The following is a 15,367-nucleotide window of genomic DNA, read 5'->3' on the forward strand; positions in this document are numbered from 1 at the left end:
AGGACCTCCAGTGATACGGAACGCAGATAGCATCGTAAGGGCTCGGGCCCGCACAGGCCGTCAGGCGACGCTCGGCGTTCGACCGCGCCGAGTGGCGCTCTTCGCGTGCCTGCGTACAGATAGGGTGTCAACTGTCGTCGCTGGCTGAACGGCCAGGCGGCGGGAGAGCCCGTGGCGAGGTCCGCCCGGCTGAGACATGACAATAGGGGAGGTCGATATGGGCAGCGCATCACCCCGCGACCACCTGATGAAGCTCCTTGAGCCCGTCGTCGGCGCGGAGGGCCTCGATCTGGAGGACGTCACGATCACCCAGGCCGGCAAGCGCCGGTTGCTGCGCGTGATCGTCGACCGCGACGGGGGCGTGAGCCTCGACGACGTGGCCGAGGTGAGCCAGGCTGTGTCCACGGCCCTCGACGAGGACGACGCGATGGGTCACGTGGCCTACACGCTCGAGGTCTCCTCGCCGGGCGTCGACCGTCCGCTGACCGAGCCGCGCCACTGGAGACGCGCGGCCAAGCGGCTGGTGAAGGCCGAACTGAAGGACGGCACCGTGGTCGAGGGCCGGGTGCGGTCCGCCGACGACAGCGCCGTCGAGCTCGACGTCGACGGCGCCGTCCGCGCACTCGACTATCAGGACCTGACCCGCGGACGGGTACAGGTGGAGTTCCGCCGCTTCGACGACGACACCGACGTCGACGGCGACGAAGGCTAAGGGGGAGCCTCGTGGACATCGACATGAGCGTCCTGCGCAGCCTGGAGCGGGAGAAGGACATCTCCTTCGACCTCGTCGTGAAGGCGATCGAGGATGCGCTGCTGATCGCCTACTTCCGCACTGACGGCGCCGCCCAGAAGGCCCGCGCCGAGCTCGACAGGACCAGCGGTCACGTCATGATCTGGGCGGCCGAGCTCGACGAAGAGGGCGAGGTGGTCAGGGAGTACGACGACACCCCGGGCAACTTCAGCCGGATCGCCGCCACCACCGCCAAGCAGGTCATCCTGCAGCAGCTCCGCGACGCCGAGGACGAGATCAACTTCGGCGAGTTCGCCAGCCGCGAGGGCGAGCTGGTCTCCGGCGTCATCCAGCAGGGTAAGGATCCCCGGGTCGTGCTGGTCGACCTCGGCAAGATCGAGGCCGTGCTGCCGCACAACGAGCAGGTGCCCGGCGAGGAGTACGCCCACGGCGAGCGCATCCGCGCCTACGTGGTGCAGGTGAAGAAGGGGCACAAGGGGCCCTCGGTCACGCTGTCGCGTACCCACCCGGGGCTGGTCAAGAAGCTGTTCGCGCTGGAGGTCCCCGAGATCGCCGACGGCACCGTGGAGATCGCTGCGGTGGCGCGCGAGGCGGGCCACCGCACGAAGATCGCGGTCAGGTCCCGCAAGGCGGGCGTCAACGCCAAGGGCGCGTGCATCGGCCCGATGGGCTCGCGGGTCCGCAACGTGATGACGGAGCTGCACGGCGAGAAGATCGACATCATCGACTGGTCGGAGGACCCCGCCGAGTTCGTGGGGAATGCCCTGTCGCCGGCACGTGTTTCCCACGTAGAGGTTCTCGATCTCGAGGGGCGCGTCGCGCGGGTGACCGTGCCCGACTACCAGCTCTCCCTGGCCATCGGCAAGGAAGGGCAGAACGCGCGGCTCGCCGCCAGGCTCACCGGGTGGCGGATCGACATCCGCCCCGACACCCAGGCCGAGGATCCCGCCGGTTCCGTAGATGCGTCAACACGGTAGTCTGGAATATGGTGGCCACGCGGCCCCACAGCGCACCTGTGTGGGCTGCAGGGTTCGCACGGCTAAGTCCGAGCTGCTCCGCCTGGTGCGGGTCGAGGATCAGGTGATCCCTGACCTGCGCGGACGACTCAGCGGGCGCGGTGCATCGCTGCATCCGTCCATGAGCTGTCTGGAGCTTGCCGAGCGTCGCCGAGCGTTTCTGCGCGCGTTCCGCGTGCCGGGGCCGCTTGACGTCTCGCGCGTGCGGGCGCACCTGGAAGAGGAGAACCACATGTCATGTAGGACGCCGAGTTGATGGGCGGAGTCAGATTGCTATGAGCGCCTGATGAGCACGCGGCGATGAAGACGTCAAGTTAACGACGGTCCGGACGGCACAGCCAGCCTCCCGGGCCGAGTAAGGGAGTGCAGTGGCGAAGGTCCGGGTATACGAGCTCGCTAAGGAGTTCGGCGTAGAGAGCAAGGTCGTCATGGCCAAGCTCCAGGAGATGGGAGAGTTCGTCCGCTCGGCGTCCTCGACCATCGAGGCGCCGGTGGTCCGCAGGCTCACCGAAGCTCTGGGCGCATCGAAGGGTGGGCCCTCCAGGGGCGGCGGTTCGTCGTCCAAGCCGCAGCCGCCAAGGGCTGCGCCCCGGCCGGCCGAAAGCCAGGCCGGCAACGGCGCCGAAGCGGCGCCGATCCCTCAAGCACCGCGTCCGGGTCCCAGGCCCGGCCCGCGTCCTGGCCCCGCGAGCGCCCCGCGCCCGCCGGCGCCTCAGCAGCAGCCGCCTCAGCAGCCTGAGGCCGCTCGTGGCGAGCCGACCTCAGGGGCTCCGCAGGCCCGTTTCGAGAGCGGCGCGCGTCCCACTCCGGGTCCGCGTCCCGGGCCTGCCGCGCGTTCGGGTCCCAAGCCCGGCCCCGCGGCCCGTCCGGGTGGCGCGCCCTCCGGTGGCGGTACCCCGTCGGCTCCGCGTCCCGGGGCTCCCGCCGGTGGCGGTCCTCGTCCGGGGCCCGGGCCCAAGCCGGGTCCGCGTGGCCCGCGTCCGGGCAACAACCCGTTCTCGTCCAACGCCAGCGGCATGGGGCAGTCCCGGCCGCCGCGTCCCGGTGGCAACCGCGACGGTGGCGGTCCCGGGCAGCGTGAGCGCCGTGACGGCCCGCCGCGCGAGGGCGCTGGGCCGCGTCCGCCGCAGAGCCGTGGTGGCGGCGACGCCAGGCCGGGCACGCCCGGTCCGCGTCCGGGTCCGCCCGGTGCCGCCGGTCCGCGTCCCGGGCCCGGCGCCGGTGGTCCCCGTCCTGGTGGGCCGCGTCCCAACCCGATGATGATGCCGCAGGGCCGTCCTGCCGGTCCCGGTGGCGGCGGTGGTCGTCCCGGTGGCGGTGGCGGCGGTCGTCCCGGCGGTGGCGGCGGTGGCCGTCCCGGCGGTGGCGGTGGTCGTCCCGGTGGCGGCGGCGGCTTCGCCGGTCGTCCCGGCGGCGGTGGCGGCGGTGGCCGTCCTGGCACCAGCACCGGTGGTCCCGGTGGTGGCGGCGGCGGTTTCGCCGGTCGTCCCGGCGGCGGTGGCCGCGGTCGCGGCGGTGGCACGGCGGGCGCGTTCGGTCGCCCGGGTGGCCGTCCCGCGCGTGGTCGCAAGTCCAAGCGCCAGAGGCGCCAGGAGTTCGACAACATGTCGGCGCCGGCGATCGGTGGCGTGCAGGTCGCTCGTGGCAACGGCGCGACGATCCGCCTTCCGCGCGGTGCGTCGCTGTCCGACTTCGCCGACCGCATCGGTGCGAACCCGGCCTCGCTGGTGCAGATCATGCTGCACCTCGGCGAGATGGTGACCGCCACGCAGTCGGTCAACGAGGAGACCCTGCAGCTGCTCGGTCAGGAGCTCGACTACAACATCCAGGTCGTCAGCCCGGAGGAGGAGGACCGCGAGCTTCTCGAGGCCTTCGACATCGAGTTCGGCGAGGACGAGGGCGACGAGGGCGACCTCGCCGCGCGTCCGCCGGTCGTGACCGTCATGGGTCACGTCGACCACGGTAAGACCAAGCTGCTCGACGCCATCCGCAAGACCAACGTGGTGGCGCGCGAGGCGGGTGGCATCACCCAGCACATCGGCGCTTACCAGGTCGCCACCGAGCACGAGGGCGAAGACCGGAAGATCACCTTCATCGACACCCCGGGTCACGAGGCGTTCACCGCCATGCGTGCCCGAGGCGCCAAGTCCACCGACATCGCGGTGCTGGTGGTCGCGGCCGACGACGGTGTGAAGCCGCAGACCATCGAGGCGCTCAACCACGCCCAGGCGGCCGACGTGCCGATCGTGGTCGCGGTCAACAAGGTCGACAAGGAGGGCGCCGACCCCAACAAGGTCAGGGCGCAGCTCACCGAGTACGGCCTGGTGGCGGAGGAGTACGGCGGCTCGACGCTGTTCGTCGACATCTCGGCCAAGAACGGCACGGGCATCGACCAGCTGCTCGAGGCGATCCTGCTGACCGCCGACGCCGAGCTCGACCTGCGGGCCAACCCGACGATGGACGCCCAGGGCATCGCGATCGAGGCGCACCTCGACAAGGGCCGCGGCCCCGTCGCGACCGTCCTGGTCCAGCGCGGCACGCTCCGCGTCGGCGACTCGATCGTGTGTGGCGAGGCCTTCGGCCGCGTCCGCGCGATGCTCGACGACAACGGCGACGCGGTCGAGGAGGCCACGCCGTCCCGTCCGGTCCTGGTGATGGGTCTGACGGCCGTGCCGAGCGCCGGTGACAACTTCATCGTCGTCACCGACGACCGGATGGCCCGGCAGATCGCCCAGCAGCGCGCGGCGCGCAAGCGCAGCGCCGACATGGCGAAGTCGAGCCGTCGCCGCACCCTCGAGGAGCTGTTCAGCGACCTCGAGAAGGGCCGCGTCGACGAGCTCAAGCTCATCATCAAGGGTGACGTGTCCGGTTCGGTCGAGGCCCTGGAAGACGCCCTGCTCAAGATCGACGTCGGCGACGAGGTCAGGCTCCGTGTCCTGCACCGCGCCGTCGGTGCGATCACCGAGTACGACGTCAACCTGGCCGTCGCCGACGACAACGCGGTCATCATCGGCTTCAACGTCCGCCCCGAGCCTCGGGCGCGCGACCTGGCCGAGCGCGAGGGCGTCGACATCCGCTACTACTCGGTCATCTACCAGGCGATCGAGGAGATCGAGGCGGCGCTCAAGGGCATGCTCAAGCCCGAGTTCGAAGAGGTCCAGATGGGCACGGCGGAGGTCCGCGAGATCTTCAAGGTGCCGAAGATCGGCAACATCGCCGGTTCGCTGGTCCGCTCCGGCCTGATCGTCCGCAACAGCAAGGCCAGGGTGATCCGCGACGGCGTCGTCATCGCCGACAACCTGACCGTCTCGTCGCTGCGGCGCTTCAAGGAGGACGCGACCGAGGTCCGCGAGGGCTTCGAGTGCGGCATCGGGGTCGGCTACAACGACCTCAAGATCGACGACGTCATCGAGACGTTCGAGATGCGGGAGAAGCCGCGCGGCTGACAACAACGCGGCCGGGCGCCCGGCGGGACATCCGCCGGGCGCCTCTCGTACGCACCGCCCCGGTCCCCACCGCACCGGGGCGGGCGTGCCTTTCACTCACCAGTACAAGCGGTGGTCGCCAACGATGTATGTGGGTGCCCTTACCCTGGACATCCTGCTCGGCGATGTCAGGTCGCTGAAGCAGAAGAGAGCCGTCGTGCGTCCCCTGGTCGCCGAGGTGCACCGGCGCTTTCCCGGCGTCGCCGTGGCCGAGACCGGCCATCTCGACCTGCATCGCAGGGCTGAGATCGGCATCGCGGTCGTCTCAGCCTCAGCCGGCAACTGCAAGGAGGTCCTGGACGCCTGCGAGCGGCTGGTGGCCTTCCGCCCGGAGATCGAGCTGCTGTCGGCCAGGCAGCGGCTCTACAACGACGAAGACTGAACGAAGCACGACCCGCCCGTCGTGCGTGAGGGGGAGCGAACATGGTGGATGTAGCACGAGCGCGCAAGCTCGCCGACCGCATCCAGCAGATCGTCGCCGAGATGCTGGAGCGCCGGATCAAGGACCCGCGCCTGGGCTTCGTCACCGTGACCGACACGCGCATCACCGCCGACCTGCGTGAGGCCACGGTCTACTACACGGTGTTCGGTTCCGAAGCGGAGCGCGCCGACAGCGCTGCCGCCCTTGAGAGCGCGAAGGGGATCATCCGCTCCGAGGTGGGCCGCCAGACCGGCGTGCGTTTCACCCCGACGCTGACGTTCAGGCACGACCCGCTGCCCGACAGCGCGCGCCAACTCGACGACCTGATCAACGCCGCCAGGGCGAAGGACGAAGAGGTCGCCCGCAAGGCGGCGGGCGCCGAGTACGCCGGCGACGCCGACCCGTACCGCAAGCCTGAAGAGGACGAGTCCGAGACGTGACTCCCGACGTGCGCGACAGAACGGGCCGCCCGTCCCGCAGGCAGGCGGCGCGGGGCGGCGTGATCCCCGAGGCGTCCTGGCGGCGGGCGGTCGAGCTGGTCCGGCAGGCTGACGAGGTGGCGCTGGCCTGCCACGTCACGCCCGACGGCGACGCGCTGGGCTCGATGCTGGCCACCGCGCTCGTCCTGCGCGCCACGGGCAAGCGGGTGGTCGCGTCCTTCGGCGACCACCACTTCGACGTGCCCCGCCTGCTGCGCTTCCTGCCCGGCCAGGACATGCTCGTACCGCCCGACGCCTACCCGTCGGCGCCCGAGCTGATGATCGTGTTCGACTCGCCCACGGTGGAGCGGCTCGGCCTGCTCGCGCCGAGCGCCTCCCGGGCGCGCGAGGTCATCGTGGTCGACCACCACGCGTCCAACGCCGGGTTCGGCACGCTCAGGCTGGTCGACCCGTCGGTGGCGGCCACCGCCATGCTGGTCGAGCAGCTGGTCTACCGGCTGGGCGGCGTCCTGGACCGTGACATCGCCACCTGCCTGTACGCGGGGCTGGTGACCGACACCGGGTCGTTCAAGCACTCTTCGACCACGCCCGCCGTGCACCAGATGGCCGCCAGGCTGGTCGCCACCGGGCTGCGCACCGACGAGATCGCCCGCGAACTGTGGGACCGGTCTCCGTTCGGCTACCTGAAGGTGCTCGCCGCCGGGCTCGATCGGGTGAGGCTGGAGGACGACCTGGTGTGGACGTACATCACCCGGGTCGACAGGGCCGCCTACGGCCTGCCGTACGCGGAGCTGGAAGGCATCATCGACGTCATCCGCCGCACCGACGAGGCGCAGGTGGCGCTGGTGATGAAGGAGGACGACCAGGGCGCCTGGCAGGTGTCCACGAGGTCGAAGGGCGCTGTGGACGTGGCGGCGATCTGCGCCGCGCTGGGCGGCGGCGGCCATCACAACGCGGCGGGGTTCACCTCGCACGACAGCGTCGAGGAGACCATCGGCCGGTTCCGGGGGCTGCTCGCAGAGACGACTGGAGAGGCTTGATGGCCGAAAGCGGCTTGATCATCGTCGACAAGCCGGCCGAGTGGACGTCCCATGACGTGGTGGCCAGGCTGCGTCGGCTCGCGGCGACCCGGCGCGTCGGGCATGCGGGCACGCTCGACCCGATGGCGACGGGCGTGCTGGTCATCGGCGTGGAGAAGGCGACCAGGCTGCTCGGCCATCTGGCGCTGACCGAGAAGGTCTACGAGGCGACGATCCGGCTCGGCGTGACCACCAACACCGACGACGCCGAGGGCGAGGTCGTGGCGACCGCGTCCGCCGCGTCGGTGCCGTCCGAGGCGGTGCTGAAGGGCGTGGCCGCGCTCACCGGGCCGATCATGCAGGTCCCGCCGCAGGTCAGCGCGATCAAGGTGAACGGCCAGCGGGCCTACAAGCTGGCGCGGGCGGGAGAGGACGTCGAGCTGGCGTCCAGACCGGTGACCGTGCACGAGTTCGCGGTGACGGCCGTCCGGCCGAATGGTGACATGGTGGACGTCGACGCGACGGTCCGCTGCTCGTCCGGCACCTACATCCGGGCGCTGGCCCGCGACCTCGGCGCCGCGCTGGGGGTGGGCGGCCATCTCACCCACCTGCGCCGTACTCGGGTGGGCCCCTACGACCTGTCGCTGGCCCGCACGCTCGACCAGCTCGCCGAGGAGTGCGTGGTGCTCCCCATCGCCGACGCCGTCTCGGCGGCGTTCCCGCGCCGGGACGTGACTCCCGAGGAGGCCAGGGTGGTCCAGCACGGCGGCAGGCTGCCCGCCGCCGGCCTGGGCAAGGGCCCGATCGGCGTGTTCGGCCCCGACGGGGCCCTGCTCGCCCTGGTGGAGGAGCAGGGCCGGATCGCCAAACCGCTCGCGGTGTTCGTCTAGGAGCCGCACCGGTAGGCGCGCACCTCGGTAGGGGCCGCTGGTGAGTGTGACCTCGACCGGGGTGGTGAAGTGCCGTCAGAGATCGGACGTCTAGGGCTTGCGGGCGACCATCACGTCGCGGACGATCGCCTGGTCCACCCAGTGCTCGAAGTCGGGATAGTCGACGACCTCCAGGCCCGCCGAGGCGAGGATCTTCGCCAGGTCGTCGCGGCTGCCGCCGTAGGTGTTCCACGCGACGCCCAGCGCCCCGCCGGGACGCAGCAGCTCCGCCCAGACCGGGGCGGCCTGCCTGATCAGCTCCAGCGGGCTGCGTGACAGGCCGCTGCCGCCCTTGCTGCCGTGCTGCACGCCATAGGGGGCGTCGGTGACCAGGACGTCGAACGAGCGCGGCTTGAAGAAGTCGCGGCTGCGCAGCGTGTCGGCGTTCACCACCGAGACGTGCTGCACGTCGCCCGCCTTGACCGCCTCCTTCGACAGGCCGAACGTCACGTTCAGCCGCCGCCCGACCAGCGCCCGCTCGCGCCGCACCGGCACGGTCTCGGCGGTGTGCTTGAGCCGCTTGTTCTTCAGCCAGGTCTTCAGGAAACCCGCGTACGCCTCGAAGTCCTTGCCGTCGATGTCGATGCCGTAGGCGTCGTATCCGTACATGAGGGCCTGGTTGAGCGTCGTGCCGCGCCCGCACAGCGGGTCGAACACCGCCAGCCGCTCACCCAGCCGCCGGTCGCCGGCCAGCGCGGTGACGTTCAGCAGCAGCTTGGTGAAGTGCTCGTTCGTCTTGCCCGCGTACTTCTGGATCGTGATCAAATCGCTGCTCAGCCGGTCGAGCGGCGTCATCGCCAGCGGGCGCAGCAGCTCGCCCTCGACGCCGAACAGCGCGTACACCGACGACAGGTTCGACAGCAGCGCGATATCGCCGGGGGTCAGCGACCCGTCGAAGGTCACGTACGGCACGCCGCCTATCGACGTCTCCTCGATCCCCGAGATCTCGCCTTCCAGGCCGTATCGGCTGAAGACGGTCAGCTCGCTGCGGGTGAGCCGGACCGAGCTCTCGCCGTACACACGGTTGAAAGCGGGCAGGATGAGAAGCGCGTATCGAGACATGGTGCGACCGATGCTACCCCCCTCGGTTGAAGGGAACGCCGGGGCGCATGGCAGGCTTGGGGGAGATCGATCCGCCACAAGCGAATGGGGCCGGGGCGTGCAGGGTTCGGGAAGGTCCGTCGTCACGATCGGTGTGTTCGACGGCGTTCACCGTGGGCACCAGCGGGTGGCCGGGCGAGCCGTCGCCGCCGCTCGCGAGCTGGGGCTGCGCTGCGTGGCCGTCACGTTCGAGCCGCATCCCGCCGAGGTCGTGCGGCCGGGCTCACATCCGGCCCGCCTCACCAGCCCGCGGCGCAGGGCCGAGCTGCTGACCGGGCTCGGCGTCGACGAGGTCCACACGGTGGAGTTCACCCTGGAGCTGTCGCGGCTCAGCCCCGCGGACTTCGCCCAGTCCGTGCTCGCCGACCGGCTCCGCGCCGCCGTCGTCGTGGTGGGCGAGGGCTTCCGGTTCGGCCACAGGGCGGCGGGCGAGGTCGAGACGCTGCGCGCGCTGGGGGAGAAGTACGACTTCACGGTCGAGGAGGTACCGCTGCTCGACGCGGTCTCGTCCACGCTGGTCCGCGAGCGGCTGGTGGCGGGCGACGTCGAGGGCGCCGCGCTCCACCTCGGCAGGCCGCACCGGGTGGAGGGCGTGGTCGTGCGCGGCTACCAGCGCGGACGCCAGCTCGGCTTCCCCACGGCCAACGTCGAGACGCTCGCGCACACCGCGATCCCCGCCGACGGGGTCTACGCGGGCTGGCTGGAGTGCGTGCCCGTGGCCAACCTGCCCGCCCTGTACGAGGGGGAGCGCTGGCCCGCCGCGATCTCGGTCGGCACCAATCCCACGTTCGAGGGCGTGCCGCGTACAGTGGAGGCGTACGCGCTGGACCGCGACGACCTGGAGTTGTACGGCGCGCACGTGGCGGTGGAGTTCAAGGCCAGGCTGCGCGGCAACACCAGGTTCGACTCGATCGACGCGCTCATCGAGCAGATCCACGCGGACGTGGCCGACACGCGCCGCCTGACCTCCGGTTAGACCGGCGGGGTTCCCTGGTCGCACGGGCGCTTGACTCGTGGTGGTAACCTAGCATGTCGGCTCTGTAACGGTGGCGCTGTGCGCTGCCCTGATAGGCCTTCGTCGCGGCGACTGTAGGCACGCACGGTCGTTCGCATCCAGTCTCATTCGCGCGTGTCCGTAGATCGAAGGAGAGCCGTGTCCCTCGACACCGCTGCCAAGAAGACCATCATCGCCGAGTACGCGACGGCCGACGGCGACACCGGGTCGCCCGAGGTGCAGATCGCGCTGCTCAGCAAGCGCATCAGCGAGCTCACCGAGCACCTGAAGACGCACAAGCACGACCACCACAGCCGTCGTGGTCTGCTTCTGCTCGTCGGGCGCCGGCGCCGCCTGCTGAAGTACCTGCAGAAGGTCGACATCGCGCGTTACCGTTCGCTCATCGAGCGGCTCGGCCTGCGCCGATAGCATGGAAGGGAGTGGCGTCCGCGCCGCTCCCTTCTCCATAAGGGTCCGGCGCGTCGTGGGGTCAACCACCGCGCGCCTGACGTACAACTGAAGATCGAGACACTTTGAGCCCCCGCGTCCGTCAGCACCATGCGACCCGCGACGCTTGCGGGCCGGTCCTCGGTAGTGGCTTCCGGTAGGAAAGACCGGGCGCTTCGATCGAAGACCGGCGCTGCACCTAACGAGGGTGCGGGTGAAAGAAAGAGAGGGCGCGGGCGACCGACCGAAAAGGAGGTCCCCCGTGGAGGGTGTCCACACCGCCGAAGCCGTTATTGACAACGGCGTGTTCGGCACGCGCACGATTCGGTTCGAGACCGGGCGCCTCGCCCGCCAGGCGGCTGGTTCCGCCGTCGCCTATCTCGACAACGACACGATGGTCGTCTCCGCGACCACCGCGTCCAAGCAGCCCAAGGAGAACTTCGACTTCTTCCCGCTCACGGTCGACGTCGAAGAGCGCATGTACGCCGCGGGCCGCATCCCCGGCTCGTTCTTCCGGCGTGAGGGCCGTCCCTCCGAGGACGCCATCCTCACCTGCCGCCTGATCGACCGGCCGCTGCGCCCGTCGTTCGTCAAGGGGCTGCGCAACGAGGTGCAGGTCGTCGCCACCGTGATGGCGCTCAACCCCGAGCACCTCTACGACGTGGTCGCGATCAACGCGGCCTCGCTGTCCACCCAGCTGGCGGGCCTGCCCTTCTCCGGCCCGATCGGCGGCGTCCGCGTCGCCCTGATCGACGGCCAGTGGGTCGCCTTCCCGACCCACCACGAGCTGGAGCGGGCCACGTTCGACATGGTCGTCGCGGGCCGCGTGCTCGCCGACGGCGACGTCGCGATCATGATGGTCGAGGCCGAGTCCACCAAGGACACGCTGAAACTGGTCGCCGAGGGCGCGGTCGCGCCCACCGAGGAGACCGTGGCGCAGGGCCTGGACGCCGCCAAGCCGTTCATCAAGGTGCTCTGCGAGGCGCAGTCGCGCATCGCGCAGGTCGCCGCCAAGGAGACGGCCGAGTACCAGGTCTTCCTCGACTACCAGGAGGACGTCTACAACGCGGTCGAGGCCGCGGTGAAGACCGAGCTGGCCGCCGCGCTGACCATCGCCGGCAAGCAGGAGCGCGAGACCGAGCTCGACAAGGTCAAGGCGCTGGCGGGAGAGAAGCTGCTGCCCGAGTTCGAGGGCCGCGAGAAGGAGATCTCCGCGGCGTTTCGCTCGGTGATGAAGAAGCTCATGCGCGAGCGCGTCATCAACGAGGGCATCCGCATCGACGGCCGCGGCACCAAGGACATCCGCGAGCTGTCGGCCGAGGTCCACGTGGTGCCGCGGGTGCACGGCTCGGCCCTGTTCGAGCGCGGCGAGACCCAGATCATGGGCATCACCACGCTGAACATGCTGCGCATGGAGCAGGTCATCGACACGCTCAACCCTGAGCGCACCAAGCGCTACATGCACAACTACAACTTCCCGCCGTACTCCACCGGTGAGACCGGCCGCGTGGGCTCGCCCAAGCGGCGCGAGATCGGCCACGGCGCGCTGGCGGAGCGGGCGCTGATCCCGGTCCTGCCGACGCGCGAGGAGTTCCCGTACGCCATCCGCCAGGTGTCGGAGGCGCTCGGCTCCAACGGCTCGACCTCGATGGGCTCGGTCTGCGCGTCCACGATGGCGCTGCTCGACGCCGGTGTGCCGCTCAAGGAGATGGTCGCGGGCATCGCGATGGGCCTGATCGGCGAGGGCGACACGTACGTCACGCTGACCGACATCCTCGGCGCCGAGGACGCCATGGGCGACATGGACTTCAAGGTCGCCGGCACCAAGGACGTCATCACCGCCCTGCAGCTCGACACCAAGCTCGACGGCATCCCCGCCAGCGTGCTCGCCGGCGCGCTCAAGCAGGCGAAGGGCGCCCGTCTGGCGATCCTCGACGTGATGCAGGAGGCGATCGCCTCTCCGGCGGAGATGAACCCGACCGCGCCGCGGATCATCACGATCAAGGTCCCGGTCGACAAGATCGGCGAGGTCATCGGCCCGAAGGGCAAGATGATCAACCAGATCCAGGACGACACGGGCGCCGAGATCACCATCGAGGACGACGGCACGATCTACATCGGCGCCACCGACGGCCCCGCGGCGGAGGCCGCACGGTCGGCGATCAACGCGATCGCCAACCCGCACATGCCGGAGGTCGGCGAGCGCTACCTGGGCACGGTCGTCAAGATCGCGGCGTTCGGCGCGTTCATCTCGCTGATGCCCGGCAAGGACGGCCTGCTCCACGTCTCGCAGATCCGCAAGCTGCACGGCGGCAAGCGTATCGAGAACGTCGAGGACGTCATGAGCGTCGGCGAGAAGATCCAGGTCGAGATCGCCGAGATCGACGGCCGCGGCAAGCTCTCCCTGGTGCCCGTCGAGGTCATCGAGAAGGAGGCCGCGGAGAAGGAGGCCAAGGGCGAGTCGGGCGACACCTCGTCCGAGGATGACGGCGCTCCCGCCGCGTCCGACGACAAGCCGCGCGACGAGCGTCCGCGCCGCACCCGTACCCGCGTCCGCGCCACTCGCGGCGAGAACGAGGGGGACGACCGCAACTCGTGACCACGACCACGCTGCACCCCGGCAAGGACGGAGCCGGGGTGGTAAGGCGCACCGTCCTCCCGGGTGGGCTGCGCGTGGTGACCGAGACCATGCCGACCGTGCGCAGCGTCGCGGTCGGCATGTGGGTCGGCATCGGCTCGCGTGACGAGGCCCCCGAGCACATGGGGGCCACCCACTTCCTCGAACACCTGCTGTTCAAGGGCACGCCCACGCGCGACACGATGGAGATCTCCGCGTCCATCGAGGGCATCGGCGGCGAGATCAACGCCTTCACCGCCAAGGAGTACACCTGCTACTACGCCAGGGTGCTCGACGAGGATCTCCCCGTCGCGGTGGACGTGCTGGCCGACGTCGTGACCAGCTCGCTGATCACCGCTGAGGACGTCGAGTCCGAGCGTGGCGTGATCCTGGAGGAGATCGCCATGCACGACGACGACCCGTCCGACGTCGTGCACGAGCAGTTCGCGGCGGAGCTGTACGGCGACTCGCCGATCGGGCGGCCCATCCTCGGCACGGTCGAGTCGATCAACGCGCTCGGCCGCGAGCGCATCGCCGAGTACTACCAGCGCTACTACCAGCCGCCTCGCACGGTCGTCTCGGTCGCCGGGAACATCCGGCACGAGGAGGTCGTGGAGCTGGTCGCGCGGGCGTACGAGCGGGCGGGCGCGCTCGGCGGGCCGCTGGAGTCCGACCCGCCGCGCACGAGCGGCCCCGGCGCGCTGACCCGGTCCGGGGTCAGGGTGCTCGACCGGCCCACCGAGCAGGCCAACCTGGTGCTCGGCACCACCGGCATGTCCCGCACCGACGAGCGCCGCTTCGCGCTCGGGGTACTGAACGCGGCGCTGGGCGGCGGCATGTCGTCCAGGCTGTTCCAGGAGATCAGGGAGAAGCGCGGGCTGGCGTACTCCGCCTACAGCTACACCTCGGCCTACGCCGACACCGGGCAGTTCGGCATCTACGTCGGCTGCCTGCCGTCGAAGATCGACGACGTGCTCAAGATCTGTCGCGACGAGGTGGCCAGGGTCGTCACCGAGGGCCTGTCCGCCGACGAGATCATGCGCGGCAAGGGGCAGATGCGCGGCGGGCTGGTGCTCGGGCTGGAGGACACCGGCTCGCGCATGTCCAGGATCGGCAAGAACGAGCTGGTCTACGACGAGCTGCTGTCGGTCGACGACGTGCTCGCCCGGATCGAGGCGGTCACACCCGACGAGATCGCCGAGGTGGCCACCGACGTCCTCAACCGTCCCCTGACGCTGGCCGTGATCGGCCCGTACGGCGACAAGGACTTCTCGGGTGCCATCTCCTGACCTGGGTATAGGGTTGACCGTGTGATCAAGGTAGGTGTGCTCGGCGCCCGCGGCCGCGTGGGCGTCGAGGTGTGCAAAGCGGTCGAAGCGGCCACCGACATGGAACTGGTGGCCGCGCTCGACAAGGACGACCCGATCGACCGGCTCGAAGGGGCCGAGGTGGTGGTCGACTTCACCCATCCCGACGTGGTGATGGGAAATCTCGAATGGGCGATCGCGCACGGCGTCCACCCGGTGGTCGGCACCACCGGCTTCGACGCCCAGCGGCTCGACACCGTGCGCGGCTGGCTGGAGCGATCGCCCGGCACCAGCGCCCTGATCGCCCCCAACTTCGGCATCGCGGCCGTGCTCATGATGCACTTCGCGCAGCAGGCGGCGAAGTACTTCGAGTCCGTCGAGATCGTCGAGCTGCACCACCCGAACAAGGCCGACGCTCCGTCCGGCACCGCCCGGCGCACCGCCGAGCTGGTCGCCCAGGCGCGTGCCAAGGCCGGGCTCGGCCCGATGCCCGACGCCACCAGCGCCGAGCTCGACGGGGCGCGTGGCGCCGACGTCGACGGCGTGCACGTGCACGCGGTACGGCTGGCCGGGCTGATCGCGCACCAGGAGGTGCTGCTCGGCGGCGACGGCGAGACCCTCACGATCAGGCACGACACGATGAACCGGGCGGCCTTCACGCCTGGCGTGCTGCTGGGCGTGCGGCGGGTGCGCCAGCTGCCCGGCCTGACCCTCGGCCTGGAACCGCTGCTCGACCTCTGACAGGACACGACGTGCCCACCACCACCGCACAGGTCGTGGGCACGTCGTGTAAGGAGGGGGTCTCGACTCCGCACAGCCGAGCCTGTGAGAATCACCCTA

General features: G+C 70.4%; 14 protein-coding genes. 13 read left to right on the top strand and 1 reads right to left on the bottom strand.

The features are described from left to right. The first annotated feature begins 217 nt into the window (after positions 1-217). From rimP to truB, 8 genes are all read left to right on the top strand, one after another. Positions 218-712 (top strand): ribosome maturation factor RimP, encoded by a 495-nt coding sequence (rimP, locus tag ABT294_RS12075; protein ID WP_350805386.1) that lies wholly within the window; start codon positions 218-220, stop codon positions 710-712. A gap of 11 nt (positions 713-723) precedes the next feature. After that, on the top strand, positions 724-1,728 hold the full coding sequence (gene nusA / locus ABT294_RS12080) for a transcription termination factor NusA (protein ID WP_350805387.1): 1,005 nt from the start codon (positions 724-726) through the stop codon (positions 1,726-1,728). Further along, positions 1,712-2,023, top strand: a complete 312-nt coding sequence (locus ABT294_RS12085) for a YlxR family protein (protein WP_350805388.1) — start codon at positions 1,712-1,714, stop codon at positions 2,021-2,023. Before nusA ends, ABT294_RS12085 begins: the two co-directional genes overlap by 17 nt. A gap of 112 nt (positions 2,024-2,135) precedes the next feature. Next, entirely contained in the window at positions 2,136-5,213 is a 3,078-nt protein-coding gene (infB, locus tag ABT294_RS12090; protein ID WP_350805389.1) for a translation initiation factor IF-2, read from the top strand. A 124-nt stretch (positions 5,214-5,337) separates the two neighbouring features. Beyond that, a complete protein-coding gene (locus ABT294_RS12095; RefSeq protein WP_350805390.1) occupies positions 5,338-5,634 on the top strand; it encodes a DUF503 domain-containing protein in 297 nt (98 codons plus the stop codon). A gap of 41 nt (positions 5,635-5,675) precedes the next feature. Then, positions 5,676-6,113, top strand: a complete 438-nt coding sequence (gene rbfA / locus ABT294_RS12100; RefSeq protein WP_350805391.1) for a 30S ribosome-binding factor RbfA — start codon at positions 5,676-5,678, stop codon at positions 6,111-6,113. Further along, a complete protein-coding gene (locus tag ABT294_RS12105) occupies positions 6,110-7,153 on the top strand; it encodes a DHH family phosphoesterase (RefSeq protein WP_350805392.1) in 1,044 nt (347 codons plus the stop codon). Before rbfA ends, ABT294_RS12105 begins: the two co-directional genes overlap by 4 nt. After that, complete coding sequence (gene truB / locus ABT294_RS12110) at positions 7,153-8,022, top strand: tRNA pseudouridine(55) synthase TruB (protein ID WP_350805393.1); 870 nt, start codon at positions 7,153-7,155, stop codon at positions 8,020-8,022. The genes ABT294_RS12105 and truB overlap by 1 nt, the downstream gene beginning before the upstream one ends. A gap of 90 nt (positions 8,023-8,112) precedes the next feature. Here truB and ABT294_RS12115 read toward each other — a convergent pair whose 3' ends face one another. Continuing rightward, positions 8,113-9,123: a TRM11 family SAM-dependent methyltransferase gene (locus ABT294_RS12115; RefSeq protein ID WP_350805394.1), complete on the bottom strand. Its 1,011-nt coding sequence runs from the start codon at positions 9,121-9,123 to the stop codon at positions 8,113-8,115. A 97-nt stretch (positions 9,124-9,220) separates the two neighbouring features. Between ABT294_RS12115 and ABT294_RS12120 the strand changes: the two genes are divergently transcribed. The 5 genes from ABT294_RS12120 (at position 9,221) to dapB (ending at position 15,268) form a co-directional block, all read left to right on the top strand. Continuing rightward, entirely contained in the window at positions 9,221-10,138 is a 918-nt protein-coding gene (locus ABT294_RS12120; RefSeq protein WP_350805395.1) for a bifunctional riboflavin kinase/FAD synthetase, read from the top strand. Positions 10,139-10,315: 177 nt separating this feature from the next. Continuing rightward, complete coding sequence (rpsO, locus tag ABT294_RS12125) at positions 10,316-10,585, top strand: 30S ribosomal protein S15 (RefSeq protein WP_219471539.1); 270 nt, start codon at positions 10,316-10,318, stop codon at positions 10,583-10,585. A gap of 280 nt (positions 10,586-10,865) precedes the next feature. Then, positions 10,866-13,202, top strand: coding sequence for a polyribonucleotide nucleotidyltransferase (locus tag ABT294_RS12130; protein ID WP_350805397.1), 2,337 nt, complete (start codon positions 10,866-10,868; stop codon positions 13,200-13,202). Continuing rightward, positions 13,199-14,509: a M16 family metallopeptidase gene (locus ABT294_RS12135; protein WP_350805398.1), complete on the top strand. Its 1,311-nt coding sequence runs from the start codon at positions 13,199-13,201 to the stop codon at positions 14,507-14,509. Before ABT294_RS12130 ends, ABT294_RS12135 begins: the two co-directional genes overlap by 4 nt. A 21-nt stretch (positions 14,510-14,530) precedes the next feature. Continuing rightward, positions 14,531-15,268: a 4-hydroxy-tetrahydrodipicolinate reductase gene (gene dapB / locus ABT294_RS12140; protein WP_350805399.1), complete on the top strand. Its 738-nt coding sequence runs from the start codon at positions 14,531-14,533 to the stop codon at positions 15,266-15,268. Positions 15,269-15,367 lie beyond the last annotated feature (99 nt).

The sequence above is a fragment of the Nonomuraea sp. NPDC000554 genome (genome assembly GCF_040300065.1).
Taxonomy (GTDB): Bacteria; Actinomycetota; Actinomycetes; order Streptosporangiales; family Streptosporangiaceae; genus Nonomuraea.

Bases quoted from the DNA above. Each gene is read 5' to 3' on its own strand.
- rimP (WP_350805386.1), top strand. From the start codon at position 218: ATGGGCAGCGCATCACCCCGCGACCACCTGATGAAGCTCCTTGAGCCC.
- ABT294_RS12085 (WP_350805388.1), top strand. From the start codon at position 1,712: ATGCGTCAACACGGTAGTCTGGAATATGGTGGCCACGCGGCCCCACAG.
- ABT294_RS12095 (WP_350805390.1), top strand. From the start codon at position 5,338: ATGTATGTGGGTGCCCTTACCCTGGACATCCTGCTCGGCGATGTCAGG.
- rbfA (WP_350805391.1), top strand. From the start codon at position 5,676: ATGGTGGATGTAGCACGAGCGCGCAAGCTCGCCGACCGCATCCAGCAG.
- truB (WP_350805393.1), top strand. From the start codon at position 7,153: ATGGCCGAAAGCGGCTTGATCATCGTCGACAAGCCGGCCGAGTGGACG.
- ABT294_RS12115 (WP_350805394.1), bottom strand. From the start codon at position 9,123: ATGTCTCGATACGCGCTTCTCATCCTGCCCGCTTTCAACCGTGTGTAC.